Genomic DNA, 16190 nt, shown 5'->3' on the forward strand with positions numbered 1-16190 from the left:
TCGGCCGACGGGCGTCGCGCCATGGAGCAAGGAGCTCGGTCCGTTCCACCGCAAGTTCGCCGCATCGCGCGACTTGCCGCTCGCAGCGAGCGCCGCAGGCATCGGATCCGATCGTCCCGTGGATGACGAACGGCTCATTCGTGCACCTCGGTCGGCCTGACGCGGCCGCCGACAGGCTCGCGGAGGGTGGGCCGGTAGAATTACGCGTCTGATCGAGGCTGCGACCTGGAGCCGTCGGCGTAAGCGTTGCCCTCCGCTTCGGCCGCGAGCTCCTCAAGATGCTCGGCGGTCTCAAGCAGTTGTTCGCGTGCCTCGTCGATCGCGATCTTCTCGACGATGGTCCGGAGCGCCTGTGCCTGCCGGCGATACTCGGCAGCTTCTGGAGAGTCGATCCTGAGACATGCTCGACCTTGACATGTCGGAGGCATTGGCCCGGCCCGTTCGACCGCGATTGAGACCGTCACGGTGAGGACCGGCTGCCGATGCTCATCGGTCACCTCAATCCGAATGCCGTCAGGGGTCGCACTTTGCATCTTGAGCAATCGGTCGCGCGTCAGATCCGCCGCGGTGCGCACGGCCTCGACCTCGGCGGCGCGGAGGCTGTCGATCTCATAACCAACCTCGTCGCGGTTGAAATCTGGACCCAGGAAGAGGTCGAAATGGAAGCGCGGCATCGGCGACATGAACCGGCAAGAGCAAATGAATGGGTCATCGAAACGGCATCCCGCCCGCTGGCGCTCTTTGACGGCTGCTTTCAGGCGGGCGGGCTCGGCACCGTTATTGCCCCTACGGACCGACGGAACGGCTTTTAGCGAGGAAAGCATCCACCCACCTTGCTGTCACCGGCCAATGATTTGCTTGATTAAGACAAACCTCCTGCGTCATCCCTTGAAAGAATCTTCAAGTTACCGCCGACTGGCTGAGGCTCCCGTCAGACCGGGTTAGACCAGATGTTTTCAGAAGCAGAGTGAGCATCCGGAAAATCGCCTTCCGAATGCACAGAATTGCAGTCCTATCCGGCTCCATAAAGCGTCTTACGCGCAATTTGCCGCGCCTCTGCGGACGATCTTCCCATGTGTGCGGAAGGCTGGTAGAGGCTGGTATATAAAAACCTTCCCTAGGGGGCATGAATGAGAGCTTACGATCATTCTGAGAAGGCTAAGCACGAGCAGGCGAAGCAGCGGAGCTTGGAAGCCATCGACCTCCGGTTGGCGCGGCACGAAAAGCTAACGCGGATCACCCTGATCCTGGTCGTGATCCTGGCCGGGCTGTCGCTCGCCTTACTGGCTACTCAACTCATCAACTATTCAAACTAATCGCAGAACAACTGCGCAGGGGGGCATAATGAACTTCTATCCGCGTGATCTGAACCTTGCACGTCTGTGCAACGAGGCGCTTGAGCAGCCGCTGACGGCAGGTGAGCGTGACATCATGATCGCCGCCGCCGCCCGGAAGGTGGAGGAGCTCTTCGACATCCTGCGCATCGATCACCGGAACGACCACAACACCCAGGAGACGCCTCAGCGCGTGGCCAAGATGTACGTCGAGGAAATCCTGGAAGGCCGCTATTCTGCCCCGCCGAAGATCACCGAGTTCGACAACGCCCAGGCCTATGATCAGCTCATCGTCACCGGTCCGATCGAGCTGCGCTCCATGTGTGCGCATCATATGATGCCGATCTATGGCGCCGCTTACATCGGCATCCTGCCCTCTGCTGATGGCAAAATTATCGGCCTGTCCAAGTATGATCGCATCGTCGAGTACTTTGCCGCCCGCCTGCAGATCCAGGAGGAGCTGGTCAAGCAGATCGGCCAGTACATCATGGACATGACCTCACCCCGCGGCCTGGCGGTGCGCATCAGCGCGGTGCACATGTGCAAGACCCAGCGTGGCGTGCGCGCCAGCCATCGCAGCCGCATGGTCAACACCTACTATTGGGGCGAGATGGCTAGCGATGCTGCCCTCAAGAGCGAGTTCCTGCAGGAGTGCACTGCTCTCGACCGGGCAGGATCAGCCTAGGCCTCCTGCACCCGAGCGGGACAGTCCGACATTCTCCTTTGAGGCTTTTTGATCATGCGCTCGTCCTGGGATCGCCTCCGGCACGCCATCAGCTTTGAGCTCGGGGGCCTGGCCCTGATTTCCCCGCTTGGTGGGTGGGCCTTCGGCTTGCCGGTGGCGGATGTGGGTGTGGTGGGCGTGGCCTGCGCGATCATCGCAACAGTTTGGACCTACATCTACAATCTGGCTTTTGACGCAGCACTGCAGCGCGTGACGGGCGGAACTCAGAAAAGCGTTTCGCTGCGGGTGTTCCATGCCGTTGTGTTCGAACTGGCGCTGCTGGCCCTGCTCATGCCTGTCATCGCGTGGTATCTTGAGGTCGGCCTTCTGCACGCCTTAGGCATGGATGTTGCCTTTGCCGGGGCCTACATGGTCTACGCGTTCCTGTTCAACTGGGCCTACGACCGTATCTTTCCCCTGCCGGCCTGGCACGAGCCGTCGCAGTCAGGCCAGGTTGCTCTCTGAACGACCGTCCTGTCTGAGATGGCGCGACAGAGGTCACGCCATCTTCGCGTCTGATGCGCTAAGCCGCGAGGCTGCCGGCCCGGGCCGCTTCCTCACCGCGGTAGATGCAGCCTTCCTGCGAGCCGGCCATGCCGCGCTTGAGCTCGACCTCCTCCAGCCCCGGGAAGCGCTCCTTCACCAGCTTCCAGACGTATTTGGTGACGTTCTCGAGCGAGGCGACGCCGATCGCGGGGTTGAGATCGAGGTTCCCGTGATCCAGGCCCGATCCATGCTCGCCCTTGATTTCCTTGATGTAGTTTTCGACATCGTAGAGGTTGACCGGCCAGCCATAAACCTCATCGACGGCTCCGCCGAAGGTCAGCTTCACGATGAAGGTATGTCCGTGCAGCCCGGAATAGGGAGCCACCGAATGCGCTGCATCGAACGTGAACTCGCAATACGTCTTCATCAATCTTGCCCCAAGGATCTGTTTTCTGTTCGTCGGTTCGACAGCCTGCTCAACCAGCGCCGGCGATCTGCGGCCTGTCGAACCAAAATGTCCTATCATGGCCGGCTCGACCAAGCCAAGTAAGGGAAACTCTTCATCCGCCCACTGCATTCCATAAAGGGCATACTCGGACATCGCCCCAGGTGGCGTATGGCTTGGCCGAGAACTCCTTGCCAAAGGCGGGATGGTTATGGCATCTCCTCCTTCATGATCGAACGTGCGCATCTGATCCAGATCCTTTGGTGGCGCTCCGTTTAGGAGCGGCACGTCGTCATGTTCATCTCGACCACTGCCGCCGTTGAACGGCAGTTCGGTCTCAATTCCCTCGACAGTGGTGGCCCTTGCTACCGAATGCCGGATCGATCCCTGATCCTGCTTTGCATCACATGGTATCTAACGTCCACATGAGGCGATCCGAGCGGCGCAAGGGCGCCCGCCAGCACCTGTCAGCGCCTTTCGATTGGCGTCAGTTCGCCCACGGGTTGACCCCCATCTCGCAGCTGCTCCTGCGCTCGGGTTGCACCTGGGTCGGCACAACCCGAGCCTTGGGAGCCGCGCCAGCGATCTCGCGAATGATCTTGGTCTTGATCGCCTCGGCGAACTGCTGGCGCTCTCTGACCGGGATCATGAACGCGCCAAGCCCACCAATGACGCAGTCGCGATAGTACTCATCAAGATTATCGGACTCCCAGGCGTCTGTTGGTCGCTTGAGAAGCAGAGGAAGGCCGTTGATCACGACGCCCTGGGCCAATGCTTCGTCCCGCGCCTGGATGACGGATCGGCCGAGATTGTTGACGCCGTCACCCGAGACGTCGATCACGCGCCGCACCGCCTCGATATTGCTCTCGCGCAAGAGTCTCATACTGGCGTCGATCGCCCCTGAAATGGAGGTCCGGGGACCTCGCCTGATGGGCGCCTGCGCAAGCCTATTGGCAAAGCTGAAAGCGTCCTCCGGGCTTCCCATCTCCGTCCATGGGACTGTCACATGTTGGATCGCGGGGCCTGCCCACTCGAGGTAGACCACGGCGATGCGCCCCAGCATGCCGCTCCCGATAGCCTTATGGACCAAAGGTGACCGGAACGCCTCGACAAAACCTTGTCGTTGAAGCTCCTGCTCCTCCGGGTCCATGGAGTTCGAGATGTCCACAGCCAGCACGAGGGCAAGATCGACCTCTGTCTGTGCCCGAGCAGGGACCATAGAGGTCAGGGCGGCCGTCCAGACGAGGACGGCAAGCACCAACGCGCGCACGGGAGACAGCATGGCAACCCTCCTGGCGACCGGCCGGAGGGGTGAGGGCTAGAGCCAGCCCCTCCACTTGAACCAACGATAGGGCACCACCGCCGAGAGGACCATGAGCACCAAGGCAACGGCATAGCCGTAGTCCCACCGCAACTCCGGCATGGCCTCGAAGTTCATGCCGTAGATCGTGCCCACCAGGGTCGGCGGCAGGAACAGCACCGCGGCGATCGAGAACACCTTGATGATGCGGTTCTGGTCGAGGTTGATCAGCCCGAGCGTCGCCTCGTGCAGGTACACGATCTCGGACGACAACTGCCCCTCGTAGGCCGAGAGCGAACGCAGGTCGCGCTCGACCTGCTTCAGGCGGGCCGGGCTGCCGTTGCTCAGCCACTCCTCCGCCCCTTGCCGGACATACGGAATCAGCCGTGACAGCGACAGCAGGCTCTCGCGCAGGATCGCGACCGTCATGTTCTTGCGCCCCAGGCGCTTGATCAGCACCTGGAGTTCGTCCTCGACCCGTTTGGCCTTGCTCCGCTTCGGACTGTGGTCCTCAACGAAGAGCCGGGTCGAGACCTCGTTCAGGTCGGCCGCCACCATCTCGAGCACGTCGGCGGCGCGCTCGACGATGCTCTCCAGCAGCGAGGCCAGCAGGCTGTCGCTGGTGCTGTGGGCTTCCGGCTGCCGCTGGCCCTTGGCCAGGAATGTGCGGAAGGGTACCGGGTCGGCGTAGCGCACCGACACCAGGTGAGTTCGGGTCAGCACGAAGGTGACCTGGGTGCGGGCGGGCCGGCCCTCGGCCACGCCGTTGATGATCACGGCCGTCATGACGAGGGCGCCGTGCTCTTCGTACAGGCGGGCCGACTCCTCGATCTCCGCCATCTCCTGCCGGGTCGGCACCTGAAGCCCGAGCAACGCCTCGACGGCCTTCTCCTCCTCGTGCGTGGGATCCAAGAGGTCGATCCAGAGCACGTCGGATGGGGCAGGAAGCGTCGTGCTGTCCTGCGCCAGGCGCACGAGACGGCCCTGGCGCAGGCCATGGAAGTTCATCATCGGTCAGTTCCAGCGTGAAGGATCAGCCGCGCGTGGGCTTCACCGGCGGCGGGGTCTGGTGCGCGAGGTGGTCAGGCGAGGATGCCGCGGCGGGCGGGCCGAAGGCAACGGCCGCGACGTGCAGGCCGATGACGGGCGCGAAGACGAGCCCGAGCAGCAGGACCACCATCAGCATGATGCTGCGGTCCTCGGATCGGGCGTCCCCGTTGCCCACACGGGCACGGGAGGAGAACAGGTTCAGGAGGGTCATGGCTCACCTCGGTTCCGACCAGCCGTCGCGGGCCGGTCGCGGGTGAGCCGATCAAGCGATCAGGCGTCCGCGCGGGCCGGCAACGGCGTGGTCAATCGACTGGGACTGTCGCTTGGCATTTCGTTCAGGGTTCCTGTGGATCGCGTGCCCGCCGAGGCGGGATCGGCCCCTCGGGAATGCCTCGTTTCCCGGACAAGGTCAAGTCCGGTCCACGCCGCCCGAACAATGGCCGTGCCCTGGCGTTGGCAAGGTCCACGCCCGCCCGGGACAGGGTCCGACATCACGCAGGTGAAGCGGGAAGGGAGGGACGCCGCCATGGAAGCGCCGGCCTTTGGTCCACCTGCCGCCATCCCCGAAACCGGGGAGGCTGCCCTGGAGGCAAGGCCTCCCGGTACGGCAAGGGTCGAGACCATGCTCGAGACAGTCGGGATCGCCATCTTCGCAGCGCTTCTGGTCAGTGCCGCCGTCATCCTGATCCGACGGAACCGCCGCTGACCTTCGGCTGCATCCGCACGGCCGATCCAGTTTCCCGCCCGCACCCCCGCCGGCCCTGTACGCACGGCTTGCCGCAGGATACACGAACTTCGGAGCCCATCGAGGCAGGGGAGAGAACCGGCAGTGACGATCACGCGTCCAAGGCTGTCATTGCGGCTGCGCATCTTCATCCTGACCGCGGTGGCGCTGGCCCCGGCGCTGGCGATCCTCGGCTACAACGAGGTCTCCCTGCGCCGCAGCCGCGAGGCCGAGATCCATGCGCTCGCCCTCCGGTTCGGGCAGTCGGCCTCGCTCGAGATGCAGGGCATCGTCAGCGGCGCCGAAGGGCTGCTGCGCGCCATCGCGCGGGTGCCGGTGGTGCGCTCGTTCGACGCCGAGCCCTGCGGCCTCTACTTGGCCGACATCCGACGGCAGTCCCCGCAGCTCGCCGCGATCACCGTGATCGATCGTGGCGGCAGCGTGCAGTGCCGTAGCGCGCCGGGCGCCGCGGCGCGGCTCGACGACCGTCCTTACTTCCGGCAGGCGCTCGAGACCGGAGGGTTCGTGGTCGGCGAGTACACGAAGAGCCGGATCTCAGCCCAGCGCGGCCTGACCCTGGCAACGGCGATCAAGGCAGATGACGGCTCCATCGTCGGCGTGCTGGCGGCTGGCCTCGACCTCGAATGGCTTGGCGGGCGGCTGCGCGAGCGCGACCTTGCCGGTGGTAATGCCCTCACGATCGCCGACCGGACCGGCATGATCATCGCGCGCGAGCCGTTCCCGGAGCGGTTCATCGGCACCCGCATCCCCGAGCCGTTTCAGTCCCTCGTCAGTGGGCCGGCGCCGGGAACGCGGGAGGTCACGAGCCAGGACGGGACGCAACGCGTCATCGGCTACATCCCGGCCACCGCGAACCCGACGGGCCTGTACATCAGCGCCGGCCTCTCGCGGGACGAGGCCTTCGCCCCGATCGACCAGGCCATGCGCCGGGGAGCGGCGCTGGCCCTGATCGGCAGCGTGGTGGCCCTCCTGGCCGCCTGGGGCCTCGGCCGCAGGTTCGTCCGCGCACCCGTGGCGCGGCTGATGCGGACGATCCAGGCATGGCGCGGCGGGGAGCGGACGGCCCGCACGGGGATGGCCGGCGGCGCGGGGGAGCTGGAGGCGGTCGGCGCGGCGATCGACGGCCTGATGGACGAGCTCGACCGGGGTCAGGCCGCGCGGGACGCCGCCGAGGAGCACCGTCGGCTTCTCCTCAACGAGTTGAACCACCGCGTGAAGAACACGCTCGCCACCGTGCAGTCCATCGCCTCGCAGACCTTGCGCAACTCGGCCACGGTCGGTCAGGCCCACGAGGCGCTGGAGAGCCGGCTGCTGGCCCTGTCCCGCGTCCACGACGTGCTCACCCGCGAGAGCTGGGACGGGGCGGACATGGGCGAGATCGTCGCCCAGGCCCTCGAGCCGTTCGGCGATTCGGGCGGGAAGCGTCTCCGGTTCGAGGGGCCGTCGGTCCGGCTGTCCCCGAGGGCCGCGCTGGCCCTGTCCATGGCGTTCCAGGAGCTGGCGACGAACGCGGTGAAGTACGGCTCCCTTTCCAACGGAACGGGATCGGTCCGGATCAGGTGGGGCCTTGCGGACGGCCCGGACGGCCACCCGAGGCTGCATGTGCGGTGGGAGGAGATCGGTGGCCCGTCCGTACGGCCGCCCAAGCGCAGGGGCTTCGGATCGCGGCTCCTCGAGCGCGCCCTGGCCCATGACCTCGACGGCGCCGTGACGCTCGAGTTCGCCGCGACCGGGGTGGTGTGCACGCTCCAGACCGCCGCGGCCTGAAGCCCGACCTGGCGGCCATGGCGCCCATGGGGGTTTGGTTCCGCCCCGTGAACCCGTAGGGCAGCCGAGTGCCCCTGGGCTTTCCCTGGCTTGGCAGGAAGCGTCCTTTACGCGATGTGCTTTTGCGCCCGCGAGGCCTCGCTCCCTTCGCCGATTTGCGAGATCAGCTTCGGATCGGCTCAGTGCACGCGAGCGGGCGATTTCGGCCCGCGACCCCTCGATCGCTCGATTGGATTGGTCGATCAGGTTGTTCGGTGCGGATTGGTTCCGGTCCGGCTCAAGGTCCTGGGCAGCCGGTCCGATCGGGGGAACCCTGGGTCTGCGGTCCCGGTTGTACCATCAATGGCCAAGCCTGGGCCCATTTCCCGCGTTCCGGAGTTCGCGCTTCCGTCATGACCGCTGCCGCTCCCCCGCCTCAGGATCCGAAGGGGCGCCAAACCCTCCCCGCGACGGTCACCATGCTGGCCATCGTGGCCGGATGGGCGCTGGCGCGTCACGTCATAGCCGGCCCCGGACGTCCGGGGCCGGCGGTCGGACGCGGGAGCGGCCAGGGCGGCGCGGGTCCAACGGGTCAGGATCGTGGCGATGGCCGGCATGCACCACCCCAAGCAGTCGATGAGAAGGGGCGGGGGCGCGAAGCCGGCACGCCGACGGAAATCCCGGCGCTCGGCTGGAAGGACATCCTGTGGCGGACCTACGAGGAGTTCGGGCAGGACCGGATCATGGCCGTTGCGGCGGGCGTCACCTACTATGCCCTGCTCGCCATGTTCCCGGCGATCGCGGCCCTCGTGTCGATCTACGGCCTGTTCGCCGATCCCGCGACGATCCAGGGCCACCTCGATGCCCTCTCGGGCGTGCTGCCAAGCGGGGCGATGGACATCGTCCGGGAGCAAGTCACCCGCATCGCCACGGCGGGCGGGGGGAAGCTGGGACTCAGCTTCCTCATCGGCCTGGTCCTGTCGCTGTGGAGCGCAATGCCGGCATGAAGGCGATGATCGACGCGCTCAACATCGTCTACGACGAGGAGGAGAAGCGCAGCTTCCTCAAGCTGAACCTCGAGTCGCTGGCGTTCACCCTCGGCGCCATCGGCTTCATCCTCCTGGCGCTCGCCGGGATCGTCGTGCTGCCGGTCATCCTCGCCTTTGTCGGACTGGGCAGCGGCACCGAATGGCTGCTCTCTCTGGCGCGCTGGCCGATCCTCCTGGCCTGCGTCGTGCTGGGCCTATCGGCCCTCTACCGCTACGGCCCGAGCCGCGACAAGGCCGAATGGAAGTGGGTGACGCCGGGCGGCCTCGTGGCCGCCGTGCTGTGGCTCGTCGTTTCGATGCTGTTCTCGTGGTACGTGGCGAACTTCGGCAGCTACAACGAGACCTATGGCTCGCTCGGCGCTGTGATCGGCTTCATGACCTGGATCTGGATTTCCGGCATCGTGGTCCTGGTGGGTGCAGAGATCAACGCCGAGATGGAGCACCAGACCGCCAGGGACACGACGGTCGGACCGGATCGCCCGATGGGGCAGCGTGGTGCGACCATGGCCGACACCGTCGGCGCCGCGAAGGCATGACGATCGGACCTAACAATACCGCGCATCATCAGCGACACCAGCAATCTCACCCTGGCGAACCATTTCCTCGCTCCGGGCTGGGAGACGATGGTCGGACCGTTCGCGCTCGCAACCCTGGATGGTCGATGATGTCAAGCGAACCGAAGAATTGACCCCGCATTGCCTCACGTTGAATGTTACCGATAGGTTCGCTGTCCCGGACGGGATGCGTCATCTTTTGTCATCCTGTTTCGGGGATGGTATTCAATCGGTCCAAGCGGGTCGATGCGCGGCCGGCAGCGCTGGCCCAGCGTCGAGACGATCCAGAAGATCCTCGATGCGACCGGCACCACTTGGCCCGCCTTTGCGCGTCTGGTCGAGGGCAGCACGCCAAACGCCTCTTATAGCCAATAAGAATCTGCAGACTGCCACGTGCCTATTGCTTCTTTGCGCCTTGAACAGGCGCCGCGCATAGACCAGCCGCCGATGCCAAAGGCACCAGCTCGAGCCCTCGATGGTCTGCCTCCGAAGAAGAGTGCCTCCGGGCCGTCATCCAAAACGATGAAGCGGCATTGATGGGCTCGGAGCCGGACCAGGGTCGTCTCGTCATGCGGCGAAGGTTCAACGATCCGGATCTCCGGCATGGGTCTCAGCTGCTCGGCGATGATGGCGACGTTCCAAAAAGCGAAGCTCGTTGGAGTTCAAGTCTGAACAATGTCCGATCGTACTGGCAACGTGGCCAGCCTCGAAGAACGCCGTGACGTTCGCTCCAATCGAGCCTTTACCGCCAACCTTGTCGATCATGATACGCTCAAGCAGTACGAGGTCGGACGAATTGACCTCTGGGAATGATGGCTGATTGGTTCGAACTCATGATCCTGCCCGGCGTCGACCGGCACCAGCCAAGTCTGTACATATGGATCGAGGCCCGACTTTTGGGTAAATCAGGGGCATGACCTACACCCTGATTCAACTTGCGCCCGGCTCCTATGATCTCCTCCTCGAGGGGAAGATCATCGGCGCCGTGGTGCGCGGGGGGACGAAGATCTCACCGATCTGGATCGCCGAACTCCTGCCCGAGGAGCGGCTGGCCCGGAGACCTGATCCCTTTACCGAACTCGAGCACGAGTTCACGAGCTTTCAGGAATTGAGGCGTTGGCTTGGCAATCCTTCTGTTCGCCCCGCTGAAGGCATCGGACAGCCCAATTGATCCTGCGGTTACGCTGAAACCGATCCTGGGCGAGACTGTTGACGCCCCAACACAAGGGATGCGGCAGGCGATGGAGTTTGCTGTGCCGGTGAATGACGAGCAGATTGAGGAGCTTCGGCTCTCGAATAACCTATCCGTTTCGCCCGATTACACGAGCCAGATCGTCGGTCATTTTCTTCGAAAGCTCTACACGGACCTGCTCGAGGAGGAGTTTCCCGAGCGCCTCAAGCCCCTGATAGAGGAACTCAACGCCCAAGAGCAAGCCAGACGGCGCCGGGCGAGGCGATGAGCCCCAAAGAGCTACCGACGCGCATGAAAAATCTCACCCGCCCAGAGGTCATATGCGTGCTGAATGGTCAGGTAGGTCTCGTAGGCCCGATCATACCGGCGGGCTGCCGTAAAGCGAGCTCTCAGAGCATGCAGGTGCTCGAGCCGATGAGTCCACTGGGTTTTTCGTTCGGTTGACATGACCCCTATCCAATCAAAGCGTTATTCGAACCTGACTTTAAACCGCTTGTGTGAATGAATTGGAAATCAAGAGTATAATCCCAGCAGCGCACGGGGGTTAACTCGCTGAAAGCGGCTGAGGCTGAACAACGAGCGCATTCGCCAGTTGGTAATCACAGATCGCCAGCTTGGGAGTGCCAATGCCCCGCTTTTTCTTCGACACCTTCGATGGTGAAAGTCTCCAACCGGACGAGACCGGTCATGAGCTGCCCGATCTCGATGCGGCCAAGCAGGAGGCACAGAAGACCCTGCCGGACATGGCCAAGGATGCTCTCGTTGACGGCAACTATCGAACCTTCGTCGTGAATGTCCGAGACGAAGCAGGGCAGACCGTTCTGAGAGCCGCACTTTCGCTGGTTGTCGCAGAGGGGACGTTCGACGATTAGGCTCTTCCCGTCAAAAAGAAAGCGCCTCTCGCAGGCGGCGCTTGAGTGACGGTCCGCGGGGCAAACCAGGACCGGGACCGTTTAAAGCCGCTTGTCGGGTAAGGGTTCGGGAAGTGCCCAAGCTCTTTCGGAGCAGCAGGTTGAGCAAGACGGTCTTTTGTTCGGCCAAGCTGAAACCAACGGCCTGCCAAGGATTTCACTCGTCGGACATCAATGCTCACTGGTGTTCCGGAACAGAGCCTCCTCATCTCCCCAATCCCCGCGGGTGAGGAGGCTTTCTGGTATCTGGTGAGACAGAGCCACCCCAGGAGAGTGCCACGGTGTCGACCGATGACGAGCACTTTCAGAGGCTGGGTTCAAAGGACAGTCCGCAGCTGCCGAGGTCGCTGGCCACTTTCATTGGGCAGATGCTGGGCAACCATTATCGGGACACCGTCATGGCCCCGCTGTCCGACGAGCTGCAAAGGCTCGTCGATGCTCTCGATGTGGCGGAGAGGGATGAAGACGCCGCCGACACGGAAAGAAAACGCCCCGGCCGAGTACTGTCTTGGGCCTCAGCCAGGGCGCCCCTGCGGGAGAGAGCGACCCGCATTTCGACGGGCCGATACGCAACGCGCCCGATGCAAGAACTCTGACGCGACCAGGTCAACAATTGGTGTTTGGTTGGACGCCCTGGCCATGGTCTTCCGGCTCCACCACCAGGGCGCCAGTGGACTTGCGTTTGCAAAACAAAGAAGAGCCACGCCTTAGAGGATACGCTGCTCTTGCTGGTTCACAACGTCTCAGAAGGTCAGTCAAACAATCTCAGAAGTGCTGCCCTCAGCATTCGGATTAGCTCTCAAATAAAACGCCCCGGCCTGGAGCCGAACACCACTTCCACTCCGGCCAGGGCGTCTGCGACCCCATAAGAGTCAGGCCGCGAGGCTTGAACGGGAACGAGCTCGCAAAGGTCCATTGCGCCAGCAAGGAACTGTACCCCTGCCTATCGTGCCAAGGATCGGGACCGCGTTGCGGTCGTTCCGCCACATGCAGACCACGAGCCGATGGCCGAACCTCGGCGCGAGAGTGCGCGGAGCATTGGGGAGGCGACCACCCGCCGAATCCCGGTCGCGGCTTAATCCGGCTTTTGATGAGCCGTCGATAATTGAGGGTTTTTCGCGAAGTGGTCCCATAGCCCGTCCCTCTAGGAGGAGCTGATCGCACCACCATTTCCCGCGCCTGAATTTCTAACGCTCTTGTCGATGGGTGAGGCTTCAGCGCTGCTCGGTAGACGTTGACTCTTGCTTCACTCGTTCGTCGTTTCTACGCAGGTTGCCGTTCACGGTGCGAAGCGTACCCGCGATGGGTTCTGGCATAATCTGGCACATCAGGTTTCCGATCTCGCTTGTTGCCATGGATCAGCCACGCCAGCGCATATCCGGCAACGCCTGCCATGAACAGCGCGAGCAACGGGTTCGCTGTCAGCCGCTGGGTCACGGCTCGCTCGCCGGCGCGAATGTACCGCTCGGCATCCGGATACTGCTCTCCTGCTTGTTGGACGTAGCGTTCGCCTCGATTATACAATTCACGGACTTGTCCAGACGCTTGTTCTGTAACGTCGTGCGGCACCGTTGCAGTAACTTGAAAACGGCATAACGGACCCAGTTTAACGGGCCGCTCAGGCAGCAAGACCGAAGAGCTGATGGACGAGCCGGATTTCGCCTGTCGCTCGACATTTTCGCTGGATGCAATGACCGCGGCGGATCATGCGCATGATTTCAAAACCCCGTCAGGGTCGCGGCGGCGGTTTTCATCGTCTGGAAGCCGCGTGTCAGCCGGATCATGCGCTTGAGCGCGCCGGGATCCGCCTCAAGGATGTTATTCAAATATTTCGAGGTGCGGTGTTCGAGATCCTTCGACAGGAAACCTTCGTTCTGCAGGCGCAGGATTGCCCTGGGATACGACGCCAGCTTATCCGTCGTGATGGAGGATGGTGGGTAGTGACTCATCGCCTTGATGGCCTTACGCAGGAAACGATAAGCGGCGTTGGCATTACGGCGATCGGACAGCATGGAGGCGATCAACTGACCGTGCTTGTCGACCGCGCGAAACAGGTATTTCCAGTTGCCTCCTACGCGGACGTAGGTCTCGTCCACTCTCCACGAGCCTGAGCGAGGACCCCGATAGGATCGGATCCGTTTCTCGATCTCGGGCGCATAGCGCTGAACCCATCGAAAGATGGTGCTGGGGTCAACGGCGACACCACGTTCGGACATCATCTCGGCGAGATCGCGATAGCTGATCCCGTACTTGCAGTACCAGCGCACGCACAGCAGGATGATTTCGACTGGAAAGCGGCGGCGCTTGAACAGGGACAACAGGACGGCTCCTCGAACGGCCGCTCCGGATTACACTGCCGAGGTTAATGCAACAGTGCCCAACTTGGTCATGAACCGAGAGAAAACGTTGAGCCTGCCCGGCTGATTTGAACCGCTTCATGATGCGCTCACGTCGTCGGGTCGGCTGATGGCTGTTTTCCGCGCGATTGTTCAAGCCTTATGCTGCCGATGCTCCACGCTGGGCATCACCGTCCTCTTTGCGGCAGCATAGCTGGCGAGTTTGTCCGTGATCATCAAGCGCGGTGCCGTGCCCTGCTTCTTGAGTAGCTTGCGCAGCAGACGCTTGGCTGCTTTGGCATTGCGCCGGCTCTGAACCAAGATGTCGAGCACAACCCCGTGCTGACCCACGGCGCGCCAGAGCCAGTGCTTCCGGCCCGCAATGCTGATGGCAACCTCGTCTAAGTGCCATTTGTCTCCCGGTGCCGGAAGACGCCTGCGGATCTGCTTGGCAAAGCTCTCGCCGAACTTCATCGCCCACTGCCGGACCGTCTCATGACTGACCTCGATGCAGCGGGCCGCCAGCATCTCCTCGACCATCCGCAGGCTCAAAGGGAACCGGAAGTACAGCCACACGGCATGGCTGATCACCTCGGCCGGAAAGCGATGACGGGCATAGCGAGGATCACGAGGCGATTTCATCCCTCACGTATGACTCCATGTGGTCATCGCCGCGTTAACCTGACGGTGCCATGTAGATTGTGATGGAGCTGCATCAACGGGCAGGAATCCAGCGGTGGGTCCCAACCGGCCGCCTATTCTGAGTTGGAGCTTAAGGAGTGCTGTCGTGCCCTCGTCACCTTCATCACTACGCGCCAGGGCGCCGACCCAATCCAGCCTCTTTCTTCTGGGCCGTGTTACTTCTAACCTCATCGACGGAACGGATATCTCGACGAGCCGCCCCGGACCATGCGCGCGTTTTCAACCTCGAGCGTGCTAGCCGGTCCTTGGCGGCTGGGATCGCATGGGTATATTGCGGCAGCCACTGAGACTGAGTAACAAGCATCTCGTCGACCATTTGCCAAACCTCATCGGGGGAGCAGATGGCTCCGACAAGCGGGTCGTGCAGCATAGCGAGCTTGAGCATTTCCACGTCGCCAGTGACTGCGGCCTTGACAGACATGCGCTGCACATTGATTGAGGCAAGGCAGGTCGCCGCACAGGCGTCCGAGAGCGTGAGGCCAGCTACCATGTTAAGGCCGAAACGGTCCACGAAGCCGGTCGACTCGACGATGGCATCCTCGGGCAGGTTGGTGATGAGGCCACGGTTCTTGACGTTAAAGTGGCCTCGGTAAGTCCGGCCCGTCTCCAGCGCCTCGATGATGTGGCTCGCATGCTCGTCGGTCCGCTTCGACACGTCGATGAGTTTGCCGGCTTCCGCGAGGAATTGCGGAAAGTCGGTCTCGAACCAGTTCCGGCTTTCGGTGGAATAGCGCAGATATCCTCCCGTCTCGCCATGGATCCAATCGGACATGTCGATCCAGCGACGGATTTCTTCAGGGCGCTTGCGATACCAGGGAAGGTATTCGGAGAGGTGGCCGTTCGACTCAGTCGAGTAGAAGCCGAAGCGCTTCAGGACGTCGATGCGGACTTTTTCCTGCTGCGAATACTCGGCATGCCGCTCGAAGGCCGCTACCAGTTCATCGCAGCTGATCCTACGCCCGCGGAAGCGGATGTCGATATACCAAGTCTGGTGATTGATGCCCGTGCAGATGAAATCCACCTCGGTCGGATGGCTTGCCCCGAGTGCATTGGCAATCTGACGCCACCCGTTCTGCACGCCGTGACACAGACCGATCGTGTCGACCTTGCCATGATCGATAGTGGCCCACGTGTTCATCGCCATAGGATTGGCATAGTTCAGCATCTTGGCGCCGGGTTCGCTGACCTCGCGAATGTCCTGGCAGAAATCCAGAAGCGCCGGAATCGTGCGCTGACCATACATGATGCCGCCAGCGCAGATCGTGTCTCCGACACATTGGTCGACGCCGTATTTGAGCGGAATCTGAATGTCGGTCGAGAACGCCTCGAGCCCTCCGACGCGGACGCAATTCAAGATGTAGCGCGCGCCCTCGAAAGCCTTCCGACGATCAATCGTGGAGGTGATCCGCGTCGGCAGTTTGTTCACCTCAACGAGACGGTCGATGATCTGGCACACCATGTCGAGATTGTGCTGGTTGACGTCGGTGAGCGCGATCTCAATATCCTGCAATTCCGGCACGCACAGGATGTCCATGCAGAGCTTCTTAGTGAAGCCAACGCTGCCGGCGCCAATGATCGCAATCTTTAATTTCTGTGACACAGTTTCCTCACTCAAT

General features: G+C 62.6%; 15 protein-coding genes and 3 pseudogenes. 9 read left to right on the plus strand and 9 right to left on the minus strand.

Annotated elements, in window-relative coordinates:
• Positions 1 to 200 precede the first annotated feature (200 nt).
• Positions 201 to 674 carry a DUF6894 family protein gene (locus tag BB934_RS43960; protein ID WP_157934704.1) on the minus strand — a complete coding sequence of 158 codons (474 nt, stop codon included), beginning with the start codon at positions 672 to 674 and terminating at the stop codon, positions 201 to 203.
• Positions 675 to 1130: 456 nt separating this feature from the next.
• On the opposite strand from BB934_RS43960, the gene BB934_RS43965 reads away from it, so the two are divergent.
• The 3 genes from BB934_RS43965 to BB934_RS43975 are packed head-to-tail and all read left to right on the plus strand — an operon-like array spanning position 1131 to position 2523.
• The gene (locus BB934_RS43965) at positions 1131 to 1316 is read left to right on the plus strand and encodes a hypothetical protein (protein ID WP_099515848.1); all 186 of its coding nucleotides are present in this window, start codon (positions 1131 to 1133) and stop codon (positions 1314 to 1316) included.
• Between the two features lie 28 nt (positions 1317 to 1344).
• Positions 1345 to 2019, plus strand: a complete 675-nt coding sequence (gene folE, locus BB934_RS43970) for a GTP cyclohydrolase I (protein WP_099515849.1) — start codon at positions 1345 to 1347, stop codon at positions 2017 to 2019.
• A gap of 54 nt (positions 2020 to 2073) precedes the next feature.
• Positions 2074 to 2523 carry a PACE efflux transporter gene (locus tag BB934_RS43975; RefSeq protein WP_099516135.1) on the plus strand — a complete coding sequence of 150 codons (450 nt, stop codon included), beginning with the start codon at positions 2074 to 2076 and terminating at the stop codon, positions 2521 to 2523.
• Positions 2524 to 2581: 58 nt separating this feature from the next.
• Here the strand turns inward: BB934_RS43975 and BB934_RS50025 are convergent, their stop codons facing one another.
• From BB934_RS50025 to BB934_RS43995, 4 genes are all read right to left on the minus strand, one after another.
• Positions 2582 to 3235 (minus strand): 6-carboxytetrahydropterin synthase, encoded by a 654-nt coding sequence (locus tag BB934_RS50025; protein WP_237050896.1) that lies wholly within the window; start codon positions 3233 to 3235, stop codon positions 2582 to 2584.
• A gap of 241 nt (positions 3236 to 3476) precedes the next feature.
• A complete protein-coding gene (locus BB934_RS43985) occupies positions 3477 to 4271 on the minus strand; it encodes a DUF1194 domain-containing protein (RefSeq protein WP_173909580.1) in 795 nt (264 codons plus the stop codon).
• A gap of 36 nt (positions 4272 to 4307) precedes the next feature.
• The gene (locus tag BB934_RS43990) at positions 4308 to 5300 is read right to left on the minus strand and encodes a magnesium transporter CorA family protein (RefSeq protein WP_099515850.1); all 993 of its coding nucleotides are present in this window, start codon (positions 5298 to 5300) and stop codon (positions 4308 to 4310) included.
• Positions 5301 to 5322: 22 nt separating this feature from the next.
• Positions 5323 to 5550 (minus strand): hypothetical protein, encoded by a 228-nt coding sequence (locus BB934_RS43995; RefSeq protein WP_173909493.1) that lies wholly within the window; start codon positions 5548 to 5550, stop codon positions 5323 to 5325.
• 315 nt (positions 5551 to 5865) lie between these two features.
• Here BB934_RS43995 and BB934_RS44000 point away from each other — a divergent pair, with 315 nt between their 5' ends.
• The 3 genes and pseudogenes from BB934_RS44000 to BB934_RS44010 all read left to right on the plus strand — a co-directional run bounded on the left by BB934_RS44000 (position 5866) and on the right by BB934_RS44010 (position 9415).
• Positions 5866 to 6045, plus strand: coding sequence for a hypothetical protein (locus BB934_RS44000; protein WP_099515851.1), 180 nt, complete (start codon positions 5866 to 5868; stop codon positions 6043 to 6045).
• A gap of 123 nt (positions 6046 to 6168) precedes the next feature.
• Positions 6169 to 7851, plus strand: a complete 1683-nt coding sequence (locus BB934_RS44005; RefSeq protein WP_099515852.1) for a sensor histidine kinase — start codon at positions 6169 to 6171, stop codon at positions 7849 to 7851.
• A 392-nt stretch (positions 7852 to 8243) separates the two neighbouring features.
• A pseudogene (locus tag BB934_RS44010) lies at positions 8244 to 9415 on the plus strand (YihY/virulence factor BrkB family protein).
• 600 nt (positions 9416 to 10015) lie between these two features.
• Here BB934_RS44010 and BB934_RS44015 read toward each other — a convergent pair.
• Positions 10016 to 10198 (minus strand): hypothetical protein, encoded by a 183-nt coding sequence (locus BB934_RS44015; protein ID WP_099515853.1) that lies wholly within the window; start codon positions 10196 to 10198, stop codon positions 10016 to 10018.
• A 148-nt stretch (positions 10199 to 10346) separates the two neighbouring features.
• On the opposite strand from BB934_RS44015, the gene BB934_RS44020 reads away from it, so the two are divergent.
• The 3 genes from BB934_RS44020 to BB934_RS44030 all read left to right on the plus strand — a co-directional run bounded on the left by BB934_RS44020 (position 10347) and on the right by BB934_RS44030 (position 11497).
• The gene (locus BB934_RS44020) at positions 10347 to 10604 is read left to right on the plus strand and encodes a hypothetical protein (protein ID WP_099515854.1); all 258 of its coding nucleotides are present in this window, start codon (positions 10347 to 10349) and stop codon (positions 10602 to 10604) included.
• 70 nt (positions 10605 to 10674) lie between these two features.
• Positions 10675 to 10893, plus strand: a complete 219-nt coding sequence (locus tag BB934_RS44025) for a hypothetical protein (RefSeq protein ID WP_157934705.1) — start codon at positions 10675 to 10677, stop codon at positions 10891 to 10893.
• A 358-nt stretch (positions 10894 to 11251) separates the two neighbouring features.
• Positions 11252 to 11497 carry a DUF6894 family protein gene (locus BB934_RS44030; RefSeq protein WP_099515856.1) on the plus strand — a complete coding sequence of 82 codons (246 nt, stop codon included), beginning with the start codon at positions 11252 to 11254 and terminating at the stop codon, positions 11495 to 11497.
• Between the two features lie 1657 nt (positions 11498 to 13154).
• Here the strand turns inward: BB934_RS44030 and BB934_RS44045 are convergent.
• The 3 genes and pseudogenes from BB934_RS44045 to melA form a co-directional block, all read right to left on the minus strand.
• Positions 13155 to 13854: pseudogene (locus tag BB934_RS44045) on the minus strand (IS6 family transposase).
• Positions 13855 to 13909: 55 nt separating this feature from the next.
• Positions 13910 to 14514 (minus strand): annotated as a pseudogene (locus tag BB934_RS44050) (IS6 family transposase); the annotation flags it as partial.
• A 166-nt stretch (positions 14515 to 14680) separates the two neighbouring features.
• The gene (gene melA / locus BB934_RS44055) at positions 14681 to 16174 is read right to left on the minus strand and encodes an alpha-glucosidase/alpha-galactosidase (RefSeq protein ID WP_099515859.1); all 1494 of its coding nucleotides are present in this window, start codon (positions 16172 to 16174) and stop codon (positions 14681 to 14683) included.
• Positions 16175 to 16190 lie beyond the last annotated feature (16 nt).

The organism is Microvirga ossetica (assembly GCF_002741015.1).
GTDB classification, from domain to species: domain Bacteria; phylum Pseudomonadota; class Alphaproteobacteria; order Rhizobiales; family Beijerinckiaceae; genus Microvirga; species Microvirga ossetica.